This window comes from Simiduia agarivorans SA1 = DSM 21679, from assembly GCF_000305785.2.
Classification (GTDB): domain Bacteria; phylum Pseudomonadota; class Gammaproteobacteria; order Pseudomonadales; family Cellvibrionaceae; genus Simiduia; species Simiduia agarivorans.
Window position 1 is genome coordinate 3,370,873 of sequence record NC_018868.3, and the last position, 16,428, is coordinate 3,387,300.

14 protein-coding genes are annotated in these 16,428 nt (G+C 55.6%); 6 read left to right on the plus strand and 8 right to left on the minus strand.

Going from position 1 to position 16,428, the window contains the following annotated elements; translation table 11 throughout:
• Positions 1–144: 144 nt before the first annotated feature.
• A complete protein-coding gene (galE, locus tag M5M_RS15240) occupies positions 145–1,158 on the minus strand; it encodes a UDP-glucose 4-epimerase GalE (protein ID WP_015048390.1) in 1,014 nt (337 codons plus the stop codon).
• A 311-nt stretch (positions 1,159–1,469) separates the two neighbouring features.
• Here galE and M5M_RS15245 point away from each other — a divergent pair, with 311 nt between their 5' ends.
• From M5M_RS15245 to M5M_RS15255, 3 genes are read left to right on the plus strand one after another with little or no spacing between them, the layout of a single operon-like run.
• Positions 1,470–3,392: a PrkA family serine protein kinase gene (locus M5M_RS15245; RefSeq protein WP_015048391.1), complete on the plus strand. Its 1,923-nt coding sequence runs from the start codon at positions 1,470–1,472 to the stop codon at positions 3,390–3,392.
• 15 nt (positions 3,393–3,407) lie between these two features.
• A complete protein-coding gene (locus M5M_RS15250) occupies positions 3,408–4,691 on the plus strand; it encodes a YeaH/YhbH family protein (RefSeq protein ID WP_016389695.1) in 1,284 nt (427 codons plus the stop codon).
• Positions 4,681–6,201: a SpoVR family protein gene (locus M5M_RS15255; protein ID WP_015048394.1), complete on the plus strand. Its 1,521-nt coding sequence runs from the start codon at positions 4,681–4,683 to the stop codon at positions 6,199–6,201. The genes M5M_RS15250 and M5M_RS15255 overlap by 11 nt, the downstream gene beginning before the upstream one ends.
• A 16-nt stretch (positions 6,202–6,217) precedes the next feature.
• Here the strand turns inward: M5M_RS15255 and M5M_RS15260 are convergent, their stop codons facing one another.
• Positions 6,218–6,487, minus strand: a complete 270-nt coding sequence (locus M5M_RS15260; RefSeq protein ID WP_015048395.1) for a hypothetical protein — start codon at positions 6,485–6,487, stop codon at positions 6,218–6,220.
• The gene (locus M5M_RS15265) at positions 6,484–7,095 is read right to left on the minus strand and encodes a response regulator (RefSeq protein WP_016389698.1); all 612 of its coding nucleotides are present in this window, start codon (positions 7,093–7,095) and stop codon (positions 6,484–6,486) included. The genes M5M_RS15260 and M5M_RS15265 overlap by 4 nt, the downstream gene beginning before the upstream one ends.
• A 534-nt stretch (positions 7,096–7,629) precedes the next feature.
• On the opposite strand from M5M_RS15265, the gene M5M_RS15270 reads away from it, so the two are divergent.
• Positions 7,630–8,937, plus strand: coding sequence for a sensor histidine kinase (locus M5M_RS15270; protein WP_024330480.1), 1,308 nt, complete (start codon positions 7,630–7,632; stop codon positions 8,935–8,937).
• A 7-nt stretch (positions 8,938–8,944) separates the two neighbouring features.
• On the opposite strand, the gene M5M_RS19685 is transcribed toward M5M_RS15270, so the two are convergent.
• Positions 8,945–9,559: an MliC family protein gene (locus M5M_RS19685; protein WP_015048398.1), complete on the minus strand. Its 615-nt coding sequence runs from the start codon at positions 9,557–9,559 to the stop codon at positions 8,945–8,947.
• A gap of 2 nt (positions 9,560–9,561) precedes the next feature.
• Positions 9,562–10,200 carry a cAMP-activated global transcriptional regulator CRP gene (gene crp / locus M5M_RS15280; RefSeq protein WP_015048399.1) on the minus strand — a complete coding sequence of 213 codons (639 nt, stop codon included), beginning with the start codon at positions 10,198–10,200 and terminating at the stop codon, positions 9,562–9,564.
• 395 nt (positions 10,201–10,595) lie between these two features.
• Between crp and M5M_RS15285 the strand changes: the two genes are divergently transcribed.
• On the plus strand, positions 10,596–11,018 hold the full coding sequence (locus M5M_RS15285; RefSeq protein WP_015048400.1) for an OsmC family protein: 423 nt from the start codon (positions 10,596–10,598) through the stop codon (positions 11,016–11,018).
• A gap of 56 nt (positions 11,019–11,074) precedes the next feature.
• Here M5M_RS15285 and M5M_RS15290 read toward each other — a convergent pair whose 3' ends face one another.
• The 3 genes from M5M_RS15290 to M5M_RS15300 form a co-directional block, all read right to left on the minus strand.
• Entirely contained in the window at positions 11,075–11,548 is a 474-nt protein-coding gene (locus M5M_RS15290; protein WP_015048401.1) for a GAF domain-containing protein, read from the minus strand.
• Positions 11,545–12,186 carry a 2-polyprenyl-3-methyl-6-methoxy-1,4-benzoquinone monooxygenase gene (gene coq7, locus M5M_RS15295; RefSeq protein ID WP_015048402.1) on the minus strand — a complete coding sequence of 214 codons (642 nt, stop codon included), beginning with the start codon at positions 12,184–12,186 and terminating at the stop codon, positions 11,545–11,547. The genes M5M_RS15290 and coq7 overlap by 4 nt, the downstream gene beginning before the upstream one ends.
• 92 nt (positions 12,187–12,278) lie before the next feature.
• The gene (locus M5M_RS15300) at positions 12,279–14,687 is read right to left on the minus strand and encodes an ATP-binding protein (RefSeq protein WP_015048403.1); all 2,409 of its coding nucleotides are present in this window, start codon (positions 14,685–14,687) and stop codon (positions 12,279–12,281) included.
• A 197-nt stretch (positions 14,688–14,884) separates the two neighbouring features.
• On the opposite strand from M5M_RS15300, the gene M5M_RS15305 reads away from it, so the two are divergent.
• Positions 14,885–16,384: an AAA family ATPase gene (locus M5M_RS15305; protein WP_015048404.1), complete on the plus strand. Its 1,500-nt coding sequence runs from the start codon at positions 14,885–14,887 to the stop codon at positions 16,382–16,384.
• The last annotated feature ends 44 nt before the right edge of the window (positions 16,385–16,428 follow it).

The following is a 16,428-nucleotide window of genomic DNA, read 5'->3' on the forward strand; positions in this document are numbered from 1 at the left end:
TCCCTGGCCTTTGCAAAGCGCAAGCAGGTCTCGGTCAATCAGGATGGTGCGAGATTTCCGCGGGTTCTCATGTTCTGATTCCTAGCCACTAGCCACTAGCCACTAGCCACTAGCCACTAGCCACTAGCCACTAGCCACTAATTTTTAGTCGTTTGTTCGATACCCATTCGGATTCTTTGATGCCCAGTGCCAGCTGTGCGCGATCATGTCGTCCAGCGAGTATTCGGCCGACCAATCGATCAGGGCTTTGGCGGCGCTGGGGTCGGCATAGCAGGTGGCCTGATCGCCGGCGCGCCGGGGCTTAATGTCTACGGGTATGGGCTGGCCGCTGACGGCCCGGTAGGCCTTGACCACATCCATGACGCTGTAACCTTTACCGGTGCCCAGGTTGACCGCCCGGCAACCGCTGGCCATGTGCCGGAGCGCTTGCAGGTGACCGCGTGCGAGGTCGACCACGTGGATATAGTCCCGCACACCAGTGCCGTCCGGGGTCGGGTAGTCGTCGCCGAACACGGGCAGTACGGGCAATGCGCCGGTGGCTACCTTTGCCACATAGGGCACCAGGTTGTTAGGGATGCCGTTGGGGTCTTCACCAATAAGTCCGGAGGGGTGGGCACCAATCGGGTTGAAGTAGCGCAGGAGCCAGAAACGCCAGCGGGAATCGCTGGCTGCCACGTCAGCGAGTACTTGCTCCAGCATCAGTTTGGTGCGTCCGTAGGGGTTGATGGCGCCCAGCGGCGAAGACTCGGTCAGTGGCACAGTGGCTTCGGGTGAATAGACGGTCGCGGAAGAGCTGAATACCAAATCCCACACGCCGTGCGCTTGCATCACGTCAAGCAGAACCAGTGTGCCCGCAATATTGTTGTCGTAATAACTCAGCGGAATTTGTGAGGACTCACCAACGGCTTTCAGGCCGGCAAAGTGAATCACCTGACTGACCGGGTATTGGTCGAATACCCGTCCAAGCCCGGCTTTGTCGCGTATATCCACCTGATGGAAGGGAATGGGCTTGCCGGCGATTTGTTCCGCCCGGGCGATGGCGGTTTGCTGGCTGTTGCACAGGTTGTCCACCACAACGGGTTGGTAGCCGGCCTCGATTAATTCAACCAATACGTGACTGCCAATAAACCCGGCGCCACCAGTGACTAAAACGGTCATTTGATTCGTTTCCCATCCATGTGTAAACAGCCATTTTAACCGGTTTTAATGCCCAGTGAGCGGCTCACCGGATTTTTATATGTCTGTCAGGTTGGTGTGTGTACAAAATGTGCAGAAATCGTGCCCGGTAAAATATTTTTAACAAATTCGCTGGTTTAGTGTCTAACAAAGCGACTATGCTTAATTTAACTCAATACACCAGCGTCTGCGCCTGTCGCCCGACCTAACGGATTTTCGGAGTAACGTTTACACCGCATACATTCAGACTTACAAAGGCTAGCTTTCAAGGCTAAAGGTAAAGGAGCGTTTTAATGAGTATTTTCAGCCATTACCAGGACCGTTTCGAAGCAACCCAACAGGAAGAGATAAGCATTCAGGAATACCTGGACCTGTGCAAATCCGATCCGACTGTTTACGCCACTGCCGCCGAGCGGATGCTGGCTGCTATTGGTCAGCCTGAACTGGTTGATACGTCCAAAGATTCCCGTCTCTCTCGCATTTTCTCCAATAAAATTATCAAGCGCTATCCGGTGTTTGATGACTTTTTTGGCATGGAAGAGGCGATTGAGCAGATCGTTTCCTTTTTCAAGCATGCAGCGCAGGGGTTGGAAGAGCGCAAGCAGATTCTGTACCTGCTGGGGCCGGTGGGCGGGGGTAAATCGTCTCTCGCGGAAAAACTCAAAGCGCTGATGCAGCAACAGCCGATCTATTGTCTGAAAGGGTCGCCGGTATTCGAGTCGCCGCTGGGCTTGTTCAATCCCGACGAAGACGGCGCCATCCTCGAAGAGGATTACGGCATCCCCCGCCGTTATATAAAAACCATCATGTCGCCTTGGGCATCCAAACGCCTGCGGGAATTCCGGGGCGACATCAGTCAGTTCAAGGTGGTCAAACTCTACCCGTCGATACTGAACCAGATTGCCATCACCAAAACCGAGCCGGGCGATGAAAACAACCAGGATATTTCTTCTCTGGTAGGTAAGGTGGATATTCGGCAGTTGGAAGAGTTTCCGCAGAATGACCCCGATGCCTACAGTTTTTCGGGCGGTTTGTGTCGCGCAAACCAGGGTCTGATGGAATTCGTGGAAATGTTCAAAGCGCCCATCAAAGTGTTGCACCCGTTGCTGACGGCAACACAGGAGGGCAACTACAACTCCACAGAAGGCTTAGGCGCTATCCCCTTTGAAGGCGTGGTGTTGGCCCACTCCAACGAATCCGAATGGCAAACATTCAAGAACAACAAGAACAACGAGGCGTTCATCGATCGGGTCTACATTGTCAAAGTGCCTTATTGTCTGCGCGTTTCGGAAGAAGTGAAGATTTACGAAAAGCTGTTGCAGAACAGTTCGCTGGCGGGCTCACCGTGTGCGCCTGACACGCTCAATATGCTGGCAAAATTTACCGTACTTTCTCGCCTGAAAGAGCCGGAAAACTCCAACATGTTTTCCAAAATGCGGATCTATGATGGTGAAAACCTGAAAGATACAGATCCGAAGGCGAAGTCGATGCAGGAGTACAAGGATAACGCCGGTGTGGATGAGGGTATGAATGGCCTTTCCACTCGCTTTGCCTTCAAGATTTTGTCCAAAGTGTTTAATTTTGATCCTACCGAAGTGGCGGCCAACCCGGTACATCTGCTGTATGTTCTGGAGCAGCGCATCGAGCAGGAACAATTTCAGCCCGAGCTGCGCGATAAGTATCTGAGTTTTATCAAGGAGTATCTCGCGCCTCGTTATGTGGACTTTATCGGCAAGGAAATTCAGACCGCTTATCTCGAGTCCTATACAGAGTACGGCCAGAACATTTTTGATCGCTATGTGCTCTATGCCGACTTCTGGATTCAGGATCAGGAATACCGAGATCCCGAAACCGGCGAAATTCTGAATCGGGCGTCCTTGAACGAAGAGCTGGAAAAAATCGAGAAGCCCGCGGGTATATCCAATCCCAAAGACTTCCGTAACGAGGTGGTCAACTTCGTGTTGCGCGCGCGCGCCAACAATCAAGGTAAGAATCCGCCGTGGAACAGCTATGAAAAACTGCGCACGGTAATCGAGAAGAAGATGTTCTCCAATACCGAGGACTTGTTGCCGGTGATTTCATTTAATGCCAAGGCGTCCGCCGACGATCAGAAGAAACATCAGGACTTTGTTGCTCGGATGAAAGAGCGTGGCTACACCGAGAAGCAAGTGCGGTTGTTGTCTGACTGGTACCTGCGCGTGCGTAAATCCCAGTAATGACGAGGAGCGCCGATGAGTTACGTAGTCGATCGAAGGCTCAACTCCAAAAACAAGAGTACGGTCAATCGCCAGCGTTTTTTACGCCGCTATAAAGATCACATCAAGAAAGCGGTTTCCGATGCGGTCAATAACCGCTCCATTACCGATGTGGAGCGGGGCGAGAAAATCAGTATTCCCACACGCGATATCAGTGAGCCTGTATTTCATCATGGTCGGGGCGGGCGCAATGAGCGCGTGCATCCGGGCAATAAAGAATTCAATGCCGGAGATCGGGTGCCCAGACCGCAGGGTGGTGGTGGAGGCGGTGGTGCGGGCTCCGGTGCCAGCGATCAGGGTGAGGGCATGGATGATTTCGTGTTCCAGATCACTCAGGATGAATTCCTCAATTTTATGTTCGAAGATCTGGAGTTGCCCAACCTGGTCAAGCGCCAGTTGTCCGGCTCGGAAGAATTCAAGCTGCATCGGGCGGGTATCGCCAACGAAGGTAATCCGGGCCGGGTCAATATTGTGCGCAGTTTGCGCGCAGCCAATGCACGTCGGATAGCGCTGACGGGAGGCAAGCGGAAGCAGTTGGCGGCCATTGAAGCCGAGCTGGCCGCGTTGATGACGCAAGATGAAGTGCTACGGGATCATGCGCGAATTGAGGTGCTTGAGCAGGAAGCGGCACAGTTGCGTGCGCGCTTGAAAAAAGTGCCATGGCTGGATGATTTTGATCTCAAGTACAATTTGCTCGTTAAACACCCTGTTCCCAAATCGAAAGCGGTGATGTTTTGCCTGATGGATGTGTCCGGGTCCATGACCCAGGAAACCAAAGACATGGCCAAACGCTTTTTCATTTTGTTGTACTTGTTTCTGCAGCGGAATTACGAACGCACAGAGGTTGTGTTTATCCGACATCACACCAGCGCAAAAGAGGTGGATGAGCAGGATTTTTTTTACAGTCGGGAAACCGGTGGCACCATTGTATCCAGCGCTCTCAAACTTATGGATGAAGTGATTGAGGAGCGTTACTCGCCGTCTGAGTGGAATATTTATGGTGCGCAGGCGAGCGACGGCGACAATTGGAATGACGACTCCAGCGTATGCCGTGAGCTGATGGTGCAGAAAATTCTGCCCAAGTCCCAGTACTTTGCTTACATCGAAATTACACCCCGTCAGCATCAGGCGCTGTGGGAGGAATACGCGCGGGTTGCCGATAGTCAGTCGGATGCATTTGCCATGCAGCAGATAAAAGCCGTGGGCGATATCTACCCCGTTTTCCGTGAACTCTTTCAGAAGAAGCATCATGACGCGTAAGCCGATATCAACCAGTTCAGAGTGGACCTTTGAACTGGTGCGTGAATATGACGAAGCGATTGGTGCGGTAGCCCGCGAGTATGGGCTGGATACCTACCCCAATCAGATCGAAATTATCAGCTCCGAGCAGATGATGGATGCTTATGCCTCGGTGGGTATGCCCCTGGGCTACAACCACTGGTCATACGGCAAGCAATTCCTGAATGTGGAAAATTCCTACAAGCGTGGCCAGATGGGGTTGGCGTATGAGATTGTCATTAATTCCAATCCCTGTATTGCCTATCTGATGGAAGAGAATACGATGACCATGCAGGCATTGGTCATCGCTCACGCCTGCTATGGGCACAATTCGTTTTTCAAAGGCAATTATCTGTTCAGAACCTGGACCGATGCAGATTCGATCATTGATTATCTGGTGTTCGCCAAAAACTATATTGCCGAGTGCGAGGATCGTTACGGCATTGATGAGGTGGAAAAAATACTGGATTCCTGCCACGCCTTAATGAATTACGGTGTAGATCGCTACAAGCGGCCCTATCCGATTTCAGCGGCCGAGGAAATTCAGCGTCAGAAGGAGAGGGCGTTACATTTGCAGCAACAGGTCAATGATCTGTGGCGCACGATTCCGGTGAATGAAACCGAAAAGCAGGCGCAGTCGAAAAAACGTTTTCCGTCAGAACCCCAGGAAAATCTTCTGTATTTTCTTGAGAAACACGCGCCATTGCTCGAATCCTGGCAGCGGGAGGTTGTTCGGATAGTACGCAAAATTGCCCAGTATTTTTATCCGCAACGACAAACGCAGGTGATGAACGAAGGTTGGGCAACTTTCTGGCATTATACCTTGCTCAATACCTTGTACGATCGCGGTATGGTGACAGAAGGCTTTATGCTGGAGTTTCTCCAGTCCCATACCAGTGTGATTTACCAGCCGCCCTTCGACAGTAAATATTATTCCGGCATCAATCCTTATACGCTGGGTTTTTCCATGATGTCTGACATCCGGCGCATGTGTGAAAACCCCACGCCCGAGGATCGCCAGTGGTTTCCCGAGTTGGTGGATAAGCCGTGGATCGAGACGCTGGATTTTGCCATGCGTAACTTCAAGGATGAGAGCTTTATCCTGCAATACCTCTCGCCCAAATTGATGCGGGACCTGAAGCTCTTTGCGGTGGTGGATGACGACCGCGACCCGGAAATCCTGATTGACGCGATTCACGATGAACAGGGTTATCACAAAGTGCGGGAATCGCTGGCCGGCGACTATAACCTGGGTAACCGCGAACCCAATATTCAGGTGTGGGATGTGGATGTGCGGGGCAATCGTACACTCACCCTGCGCCACTTTCAGCACAACCGGCGGCCGTTGGCGGGTGATTCAACGCAGGAAGTGTTAAAGCACCTGCACAGGCTGTGGGGCTTTGATGTGGTGTTGGAGTCTGTGCGCGATAACGAAGTAATGGACCGGTTTGTTTGCCCGGAACCGGTGGTGGCCGACGTATCGCAGGATTAATCGTACTGGCTTGGGTTCAGGCGTCGACCCAGCGCCACACCATCAGAAGAAAGAGTCCGTAAGCGACGCACACGGCAGGAAAGGCCTTGTGTCCGAGATCCTTGCCCGCGCGTATTTGCCGGCCGCAGAATGCCAGCGCTGCACCTAACACCATTTGCAGAATCAGGTAAAACCACAGTCCGCTGGCGGGGGGAGAAAACAGGCCGAACACGGCGGCCAGGGCCAGTGCGAGCGCCAGGGCGATATTCAATGCGCCGAAACCCAGTAAGCACGCGGCCAGGGTCATGCGGAGTTCGCCATGGAAAGCTGGCCTTCGCCAATCAATGCCGACACATGGGCTAACAGCTCGCTGTTATCGAACGGCTTGGGCAGCACGGCATCGGCGCCGGTGGCAATGGCCCTGTCGAGGCCTTCGCGGGTTTCAGCTGAAATCACCAGCACTTTCACCTGGTTGTGCTCTTCGTGGTCGCGGATAAAGGTGAGTACCTGGTAGCCGTCGATGCCCGGCATTTTCAAATCCAGGGTCACCAGCGCGGGGTTATGGCTGAGTAGCAGCGCGCCAGCGACAAAGCCGTCTTTGGCTATTTCCACATCGTAACCGGCGCGTTTGAGCGCTCGCTTGATTGCCGCCGCCATTTCCGGCTGATCCTCAATCACCAGTACGCGGTTGTTGGCACCCATGAGCTCGGGTGGCACGGGCATCTGGTTGTCACGCAGAAAACTGACAAAGTCCTGTGTCTGAATGCGGTGGTCGCCGCGCCCTGGCAGCTTGTATGCCTTGAGTCGTCCTCGCTCTATCCAGCGGATAACCGTGCGGAAGTTCACGCCGCAGTATTTTGCGGCTTCACCCGTGGTAAGTACCTGGATCTCAGTCATCTGGCGAGGCTCGTTCATTTAACCCCTCTAAGAGTAGCTAACTTTTCACCTGACTTAAATGTCTAATGTGCTTAATCTCCCAATTATCCATAACGATTTAATATAATGTCACAATTGACAGGTTAGACAGAAAATGTAGAATAGTAACCATATTCAAGTGGTACAGGGCGTTAGTCGCCGGCACGGTGGAGGTTCCCTGAAGCAGTTGCTTAACGAATATGACCCTTGCAGTAGCTAGTCAGTTTTACCGGGTTTGCCGTAGTCGTTGTTAAGAAGGCTCACCCGGCCTTATGTGAAGGGGGTGGAAGTGTGTAGTCGCCCCCTGTTTTAAGCCAGGACGGCCCGACAACGGGCGCTTTACAGGCAGGTAAGACCAACGTGGTGTTGGCACTCAATGTACTGCAGATGTCCCGGGCCGACCGAACACCCTAAGACCTTGCCCTCAGTAGTATCGAGGGCTTTTTTTTGTCTGTAATTCGGGCCAGTCGCACGCGTGGCTTGTCAATGGCTCTGAGCTGGGTTTAACTGGTCGGGTCAGCTCTGGGAGAATGGATGATGCCCCACGCAATTCTGTTAGTGGATGACAATGACATAAACCGGAAACTGGTCAGGCACATCCTGTCCGACGAGTTTCCCGAGCTCTACGAAGCCGCCAATGGCGCCGAGTGCCTTACGGTGCTCCAGAGCCGGGCGGTCGATCTGGTGTTGCTGGACCTCAATATGCCGGAAAAATCCGGTTTTGATGTATTGCAGGAGCTGCCGGCGCTGCCGCTCAAGCGATTGCCTACGGTGATTGTGCTGAGCGCCGATAATGAACCCGATACCATCAGCCGGGCTTTTCACCTGGGCGCTGCCGACTATGTGTCCACCCCATTTAATCGCGATGAGCTGCTGGCCCGGGTGCGCACCCACCTGGCGCTGCACAACCGGGAACAGTATCTCGAAGAGCGGGTTCAGGCCCGCACGGCGGAACTGCAGCAGGCCAATCAGCGCTTGCAGGCGGCCACGGCCCAATTGATCCAGGCCGAAAAGATGGTCAGCCTCGGTCAGCTGGCGGCGGGCGTGGCGCACGAAATCAATAACCCCGTGGGTTACATCAATTCCAATCTGGACACGCTGAAAGCCTACCTCGGCGACGTCTGGCGTCTGGTGGATAGCTATGCGGAACTGGAGTCACAGTTACCCGATTCGGAAGCGTTGGACGATTTGCGCCAGCTCAAACAACGCATAGACCCGGAATACCTGCGCGAGGATTCCAACCACCTGATTGCCGAATCCATGCAGGGGGTCGAGCGGGTCAAGCACATTGTGAGCGACCTCAAGGGCTTTGCACACCCGGAGCAAAAGGCCTGGCAACAGGTGGATTTACACCAGTTGCTGCGGTCGAGCCTCAACATTGTGGCCAACGAAATCAAATACAAATGCACCGTCAATCTGGCGCTGGGGGAAGTGGTGCCGGTGCACTGCATCGGGCCGCAAATCAGCCAGGTGATACTGAACCTGCTAATCAACGCCAGCCAGGCGATTCCGGAAAAAGGAGAGATCACCATTCGCTCGGGCCAGGGGCCGGGCGCGGGTCAGGTATGGCTCAGTGTGGAAGATACCGGTATCGGTATGAGCAAAGAAGTGATGGGCAAGATATTCGACCCATTCTTTACCACCAAGACCGTCGGCGAAGGCACCGGCCTGGGGCTTTCTGTGTCTTACGGGATAGTCCAGATGCACGGCGGCGAGATCATGGTCAGGTCCGAGCCGGGCAAAGGCAGCTGCTTTACCCTGGTGTTACCGGTTGTGCCACCCGGCCAACCCACGCCAGCCGACGTTGAAGGCGGGCAATCAGGGCAAGCAACCTCGGCGTAAGCCCGCGCTAGGCGCGGGGGCGCTGGCAGCGCAGTTCGCTGTCGTCCAGCCGTAAAATGGCCTCGTCACCTTTGGTCCAGAAATCCATGCCATCGCCCCGATAGTGCGCGCCCGAGGCAGAGGGTTGGTGTTCCAGCGACCATTGTGCGCCGCGGAAAGCCACCCGCGCGCCAGTATTGTTAAACGTAACCTCGAGTGATTCGCCAGCGCAGTCAAACAGCGCTTTACGCGCCGGCGTCGTTGCTTTGACTGCACGTAGCGTCAGGCTCAGGAACTGCGTGTTGTCAGTGATCGGGTAGGCCTGATCGGTGGTCCACAACAACTGGCCTTTTGCATCCTCGATGCGGGCGCGCGCATTGTAGCGGTGGCCATTGGCCAACTGGACCGGCTGGTAGGAGAGTTCGAACTGCTGCGGAGATGGCGTGGCCGCCTGGCTGATTTCGGCGACCCGGAGTGCGGCGCGGTCCGCCGGCCCGACTTCCTCGATAATCACAGTGGCGCGGCTGCCTGTGGGTACTTCATCTGCGCCCGTGAGTTCACCGTGTAAGCTGGCAAAGCCTGAGGACGCAGGGTCGTTGCACGCGAATAGCGCGCCGCACAGGCAGAGCCAGATCCAACGCATGTTCAACGGGTGCCGTAGACAACCATGGTTTTGCCTTTGACCGATACCAGACCCTGTTCTTCCAGGGTTTTCAGTACCCGCCCGACCATTTCCCGCGAGCAGCCCACAATGCGGCCGATTTCCTGTCGGGTGATTTTGATCTGCATGCCGTCGGGGTGGGTCATGGCATCGGGTTCTTTACACAAATCCAGCAGGGTGCGGGCCACTCGACCGGTTACGTCCAGGAAGGCCAGGTCGCCCACTTTGCGGGTGGTATTGCGCAGCCGGCGCGCCATCTGGCTGCCGAGGGCAAACAGGAATTCGGGGTGCTTTTCGGTCAGCTCCTGAAATTTTGCGTAGCTGATTTCCGCCACTTCGCACTCGGTTTTGGCGCGCACCCAGGCAGAGCGGGAATCGGCGTCATCTTCAAACAGGCCCATTTCGCCGAAAAAGTCACCGTCGTTCAGGTAGGCAACAATCATCTCGTGGCCGTCATCGTCTTCAATCAACACCGTGACTGATCCTTTCACGATGTAGTAAAGCGAGTCGCTTTTGTCACCGGCGTAAATGATGGTGGTTTTAGCCGGGTAACGGCGGCGATGGCAATGTTCCAGGAATTTATCCACATTGCGGATGTGCGGTGTTAGCGAGACGGCTACCAAAATGGAACCCCTTATTATTTAACTCAATGTCAGTGAGGGCGTCGGCGCCGGGCGCAAAAGTAGGTGGCGCATGGGCGAAACTCCCCCGGTATTTCCCTGATCCGGTGCCTACCGGCATGGGCCTCGTGAGCCCGCACCGATTATGGCGCCAATGAGCAGTTTGTACCAGTCAACAGGTGACCGACGGTCCATGGAGAGTCAAAAAAACATGCGTTTGTGTGAACTGATCGCACTTTAGACTGATGCATAACCCTGAAAACCGCGCGGGTACTGCCGAAAAAGGTGTCAGGTTTACGGGCTGGCGCTGGCATTTAATTAAAGCAGCGCGAAAACCGATTTTGCGCGCAATTATGCTAATCTTGGCGCCCTTTTGAGATTTCGGTCGGACGATAACTATGCAGGCAAAGGTAAAGTGGGTCGATGGCGTCATGTTCCTGGGTGAGTCAGGCAGTGGCCACGCGGTGGTGATGGATGGCGCTGCCGATCACGGTGGACGCAATATGGGTGTGCGCCCCATGGAAATGATTCTGCTGGGTATCGGTGGCTGTGCGTCCTTTGATGTGGTGACGATTCTGAAAAAATCCCGCCAGGATGTGGCGGCCTGCCATGTGGAGCTGGATGCCGACCGCGCCGACGGCACGCCTTCCCCCTTTACCCGTATTCACATGAAATTTGTGGTCTCCGGGCGCAAGCTCAAGGCCAATCAGGTAGAGCGGGCTGTGGAATTATCCGCCACCAAATATTGCTCGGCCTCGGTCATGATGGAAGCGGCAGGGGTGGACCTGAGTCATTCCTTCGAGGTTGTCGAACTGGATTAACCGGGAGGCGCAGCGCAGGGGGAACAACGCCGTTGCCTGCGCCTGCCTGTCAACCGCTAGTCAAAACAGTGGCTGATAAGGGCGATCAGCGCGGTTAAGCCGCGCTCATCTTCGGCGCAGAAAGCGCCATAGTCATCGGAATCCAAATCCAATACCGCCCGTACCTGACCTCGCTTATCCAGCACTGGCAGCACGATCTCCGAGCGGGTGCTGCTGGAGCAGGCGATGTGGTAGGGAAGGGCCTCGACATCATCAACGAGTTGGACCGCCCGTTCGCGCGCGGCGCGTCCGCACACGCCCCGATCAAAACTGATTTGCAGACAGCCATGACCACCCTGATACGGGCCGACTTTCAGCATGCCCGGCTCGGTGACCCGGTAGAAACCGGTCCAGTGGCTGTAGGGTAGTGCGTGGTGCACTTCGCAAACCAACGTTGCCATCAAGGCAATTTCATCGCTTTCGCCGTCGGTCAGTGCGCTCAGGCGCTGGTGCAGTTCGCGGTAAAGGGCTTTTTTATCGGCGGCGTTCATAGACGGTAGCTGGCCTCGGTCATCAGTCGCGAGGTCAGCGACATCAGGCGTTTCACGGGGGCGGGAAATTTCAGGCCACCGGCATTGAGTGCGGTTTCGGCATGGCGGGCCTCATCTTCGCGCATCTGGCCGACGATGGCACGGCTGCGTGCATCCTGTTCAGGCAGTGACGCCAGATGGCTGTCCAGGTGTTTGCAGACCTGGTCTTCGGTGGCCGCCACGAAGCCGAGGCTGACTTTATCGCTGATCAGGCCGGCACCGGCACCTATGCCGAAAGACAGGCCATACCACAGCGGATTCAGCAGGCTTGGGCGGCTATCCAATTGATGCAGACGTTGTTCGCACCAGGCCAGGTGGTCAATTTCTTCCGCGGCGGCTTGCGCCATTTCGTCACGGACCTCAGGTAAACGGGCGGTCAGCGCCTGCCCCTGGTACAGCGCCTGGGCACAGACTTCGCCGCTGTGGTTAACCCGCATCAGCCCGGCGGCATGTTTGCGCTCGGTATCATTCATATCCGCTTCCGGCAGCGCTCCGGCGGGATTGGGGCGGTGATGGCTGAGTTTGCCGGGCGCCAGCGTGCGCAGTACTTTGTCGGCCTCAACGATCAGGTGGTCAATTGCAGTCAGGGTGGTTTTCATGGCGTTCCCATCAGTCAGAGCGTGCAGTTATCCAGAACGTAACTGCAGGATGCCGCTATTGTAACGGGTAATTGGTGTGTCCGCAGGTGTGATCAGTTCTCGTCGGGAATCCACACCACAAACCGGGTGCCGACCGCGCGATCGGTATCGACACTGATCTGGCCGTTGTGTAACTCGGTCAGCAGTTTGACCAACGTGAGACCGAGGCCGGTGCCTTTGGCGCTGCGGGTCAGGGAGTCATCCAGTTGAGTGAATGGGTGAAACAATTGATCCACCAGTGTTTTGGGAATGCCGGGTCCGGTATCGATGATTTCAAAGCTCATGCCGCGCCGGCGATGGCGGGTTTCGGCGATGGCGCGCAGGGTGACATTGCCTTGCTCGGTGAACTTGAAGGCGTTGCTCAGCAGATTGGACAGGATCTGGCGCAGGCGATTGGGGTCGGCGTGCAGGCTGCGCAACTCAATATCGGGGTCGCAACTGTAGTTGAAGGTTACCCCGGGTTTGCGCTCGGCATCGTGCTCGCGTGCAAGTTTGTCCAGAAATTCCGGGATCACAATCTGGCTTCGTTTTAACCGCACCTCGCCGGAATCAATTTTTTGGGTGTCCAGAATGTCGTTGATCATGGTCAACAGGTGCTTGCCGTTGCGGGCAATGGTGTTGAGTGCGTCCCGGTGCCGGGGCTCGAGCTGATCGCCGATGCGTTCAATCAAACGCTCTGAAAAGCCGTTGATGGCATTCAGTGGAGTGCGCAATTCATGCGACATGTTCGCCAGAAACCGGCTCTTGATCATACTGCTTTGTTCCGCTTCGGCCTGAGCCTGCAGTGCGGCTTCTTTGGCGGCTTCCAGGTCTGCGGTCCGATCGCGCACCCGGCGCTCAAGGTCTTCATTCATTTGCTGGATTTTTTCTTCGAACGCGACCTGCTCCGATATGTCTACATGCGTGCCCACCAGGCGCACTGGGTTGCCTTGCTGATCGCGCACGGCAAACGCTCGGGATAACACATGAACATAGTGGCCATCCTTGTGTCGCAACCGCAAGGTGATGCGATAACTGTTGGCTTTACCGGCGAGGTAGTTCTCTATGGCTTTGTTGGCCCGGTCCACGTCGTCGGGGTGCAAGAGTTCGAGGAAGCTACTGACCGTCTGACTGTGCTCAGTTTGATCCCGGCCCAACATGGAAAACCAGCGAGGAGAATAAAACACTTCGTCGCTGGCCAGGTTCCAATCCCACAGGCCGTCATTGGCGCCTTCGAGCGCGTAGTTCAGACGCGATTCGCTGTGGGCGAGTGCCTGCTCCCGCTCCATGAGTTTTCGGTGCAAAGTATCAAAGGTGGTGGCCAGTTCCTGCACTTCCGACAAATCGGTGTGCTGGTTAACCGGAATCGGGCGGCCCTGGCCCATCGCCTGCACGTCGTTGTTGAGGGCTTCGATGGGGCGGGCAATCTGGCGGGTCATGAGCCAGGCCATGGCGCTGCCTAACGTTAGCGTCGCGATCAGCAACCACAGGTAGTCGGTTTTGAGTTGGCGCAGGGGCGACAGCAACTCTTCCTGGCTGACCACAACGCCCAACATGTAACCGCTGTTCGGGATGGTTTTGTGTAACAGGTAGTAGTGGCTATCGCTCTGCCCCACACTGAATCGGGTTACCTGTACCAAAGGGTTGTCGCTCTGATCCGGCAGCGCGTCAAACTCTGGAATATTTTCATCCCGGATATTGGAGATGAGCGATAGCGCCTGACCTTGTGCGCCAGTAATGGCCTGGCCGTTTTCATCTTGCATTCTGCGGACGATCTTACTGCTGTTCCAGTGGTACCAGTAGTTGCCGTCCCGATCTGTCAGTAGCATGCGGGTGGGCCAATCGAATTCGCTGAAGTGATCCTGCTGCAATGTGTGGATAAACCGTTCAAGACTACGCCATTGAGTGGATGCGCCCAGCAGCCCCTGAACCTTGCCCTGGTTGTCCAGCAGGGTGCGGGCGATCACGATTTGCCGGACGCCCGTGGTGTAAGAGATCATTGGTTGTGAAACGTAAAAGCGCGCTTCGGCACCATGGTTATTGGCCACGGTGGCCTGCCAATAGTCGCGCTGGTTGATGCGGTGTAAGGGTGCCTGCGGATCCGCGTCGTCCAGGCTGAGTAAGCCGCCCTGGTGCGGGTTGCCGCCTGCCGTATTGTAGAAAGTGCCATCGGGTAGCCCGACAATAAATTTTTCAAACCGGTTGGGATAGCGGGCAATCAGTTGTTTGAGCGGAGGCAGGAACACCTCTGGCTGCATGCCATCGAACAAGCGGGACTCTGCCAGCAAATCCAGTAGCTGTTGGGTGGACAATAATTCGGCGTGCAGCCGATGGCCGCTGAGTGCCAAAGCCGATTGTACGCTTCGGAGCGCGTTGCGTTCAGCGCTGGCGCTCGACCATTGCAGCGAGACGTACACAGCCCCTGTGACGCTCACCAGCAATAGTCCACTGAACAACATACTCAGCTTGTGCTTGATCTTCACCTGAACCTGCTATAAACCGGGCTCCGGTTGGCCTGTGCTCAGCCGGCGCGCTATGATGGCGGAAATCCATGGTTTTCAGTCTAGCAGGCTGTCCGGAATCTACCTGTCAATGTCAGTGGCCGGCCTGTAATGAGACAGACCCAGCCTGGTCTTTGCCCGTTATCCGGTTTTCTAGCAATTAAGGATGATCAGTATTAATGACCGATATTCATGATCTCAGTCTGCTTTTGCGTGCCCGCACCCCGCTCATTGTATTGGAAACCCATGATGAACTACGCGCGCTCGACGCATTGCAGCGGGCGGTGGAAGATACCGGACAGAGCGAGCGCGGGCGCGTGCGCAGCCGGCCTTTGTACCGCTGGACCATCAGTGATGGGCTGGTCCGTGCGGGATTTGGTGAGCCCGAGCCGGGTAACGAAGCACACCAGGAGCCGGACGAGGTGCTTCGCCATCTGCGGAGTGTGCGCTCGCCGGCGGTGGTCGCGCTGTGTGATTTCCACCCATACCTGGAAGGCAATCCGAAAATTGTACGCCTGCTCAAGGATATCGCGCTGGCGCAGAGTCAGGCACGGCACACGCTGGTGTTGATCAGCCACGCCATGAAGCTGCCTGCGGAGTTGTCGCGCTTGTCGGCGCGGGTCAGCCTGGCGCTACCGGGCGAAGAAGAAATCATGACCATCATCCGCGAAGAAGCGCGTGCCTTGTCTGCCCAGGGGCGAAAAGTACGGGCCGATAATCAGACGCTGGCGCGCATGGTGCACAATCTGAAAGGGCTTTCCTATGCGGACGTGCGGGCGCTGGTGCGCTCTGCCATTATGGATGACCACGCCATTACCGAATCCGACTTGCCGGCGGTTAATAAAGCTAAATTTGAATTGCTGGATCTGGAAGGCGTGGTAAGTTTTGAATTTGAAACCGCCAATTTTGCCGACGTGGGTGGGCTTGGGCGGTTCAAGGACTGGTTGGCTAATCGGCGCGATGCCTTTACCGACAATTCCCTCAAAGATAAACCCAAAGGCGTGATGCTTTTAGGTGTGCAGGGCTCGGGTAAAAGCCTGGCGGCAAAAGCCGTGGCAGGTCTTTGGGGGTTACCTTTATTGCGGTTGGATTTTGGCGCTCTCTATAACAAATACCACGGCGAATCGGAGCGCAACCTACGCGAGTCCCTGCAACTGGCCGAGCGCATGGCGCCCTGTGTATTGTGGATGGATGAAATCGAAAAAGGTTTGGCCAATGATGGCAGCGACAGCGGTACCAGCAAGCGTTTATTGGGCAGCCTGTTGACCTGGCAGGCCGAACGCAAGCAGCCGGTGTTTGTGGTCGCCACTGCCAATGATATTTCCGCGCTGCCACCGGAGTTGTTGCGCAAAGGTCGTCTGGATGAAATCTTTTTTGTGGATTTGCCCAGTGAAAAAGTGCGCGAAGATATTTTCGCCATTCACCTGAAGTCGCGCGGGCTGGACCGTCTGGTGATTCAGGGGCCATTGTTGGCCGCGGCGGCGGAGGGTTTTTCTGGTGCAGAAATTGAACAAGCCATCGTCGCCGCCATTTACTCCTCCCGCGCCAAGGGTGAAGACTGTGGCGTGCAACAAATTCTCAAAGAACTCGCCTCCACCAACCCGCTGAGTGTGGTGATGGCCGAAAAAATCGCCAGCCTGCGCGCCTGGGCACAAGAGCGCTGTGTGATGGCGGATTAAACTGAACACCAAGGGGTCTGGTCCGACCGAGTCAGACCCCTTGG

What these genes read in the sequence shown, in the direction of transcription:
- galE (WP_015048390.1), bottom strand. Translation starts at nt 1,158, where the DNA reads ATGACCGTTTTAGTCACTGGTGGCGCCGGGTTTATTGGCAGTCACGTA.
- M5M_RS15245 (WP_015048391.1), top strand. Translation starts at nt 1,470, where the DNA reads ATGAGTATTTTCAGCCATTACCAGGACCGTTTCGAAGCAACCCAACAG.
- M5M_RS15250 (WP_016389695.1), top strand. Translation starts at nt 3,408, where the DNA reads ATGAGTTACGTAGTCGATCGAAGGCTCAACTCCAAAAACAAGAGTACG.
- M5M_RS15255 (WP_015048394.1), top strand. Translation starts at nt 4,681, where the DNA reads ATGACGCGTAAGCCGATATCAACCAGTTCAGAGTGGACCTTTGAACTG.
- M5M_RS15260 (WP_015048395.1), bottom strand. Translation starts at nt 6,487, where the DNA reads ATGACCCTGGCCGCGTGCTTACTGGGTTTCGGCGCATTGAATATCGCC.
- M5M_RS15265 (WP_016389698.1), bottom strand. Translation starts at nt 7,095, where the DNA reads ATGAACGAGCCTCGCCAGATGACTGAGATCCAGGTACTTACCACGGGT.
- M5M_RS15270 (WP_024330480.1), top strand. Translation starts at nt 7,630, where the DNA reads ATGATGCCCCACGCAATTCTGTTAGTGGATGACAATGACATAAACCGG.
- M5M_RS19685 (WP_015048398.1), bottom strand. Translation starts at nt 9,559, where the DNA reads ATGCGTTGGATCTGGCTCTGCCTGTGCGGCGCGCTATTCGCGTGCAAC.
- M5M_RS15285 (WP_015048400.1), top strand. Translation starts at nt 10,596, where the DNA reads ATGCAGGCAAAGGTAAAGTGGGTCGATGGCGTCATGTTCCTGGGTGAG.
- M5M_RS15290 (WP_015048401.1), bottom strand. Translation starts at nt 11,548, where the DNA reads ATGAACGCCGCCGATAAAAAAGCCCTTTACCGCGAACTGCACCAGCGC.
- coq7 (WP_015048402.1), bottom strand. Translation starts at nt 12,186, where the DNA reads ATGAAAACCACCCTGACTGCAATTGACCACCTGATCGTTGAGGCCGAC.
- M5M_RS15305 (WP_015048404.1), top strand. Translation starts at nt 14,885, where the DNA reads ATGACCGATATTCATGATCTCAGTCTGCTTTTGCGTGCCCGCACCCCG.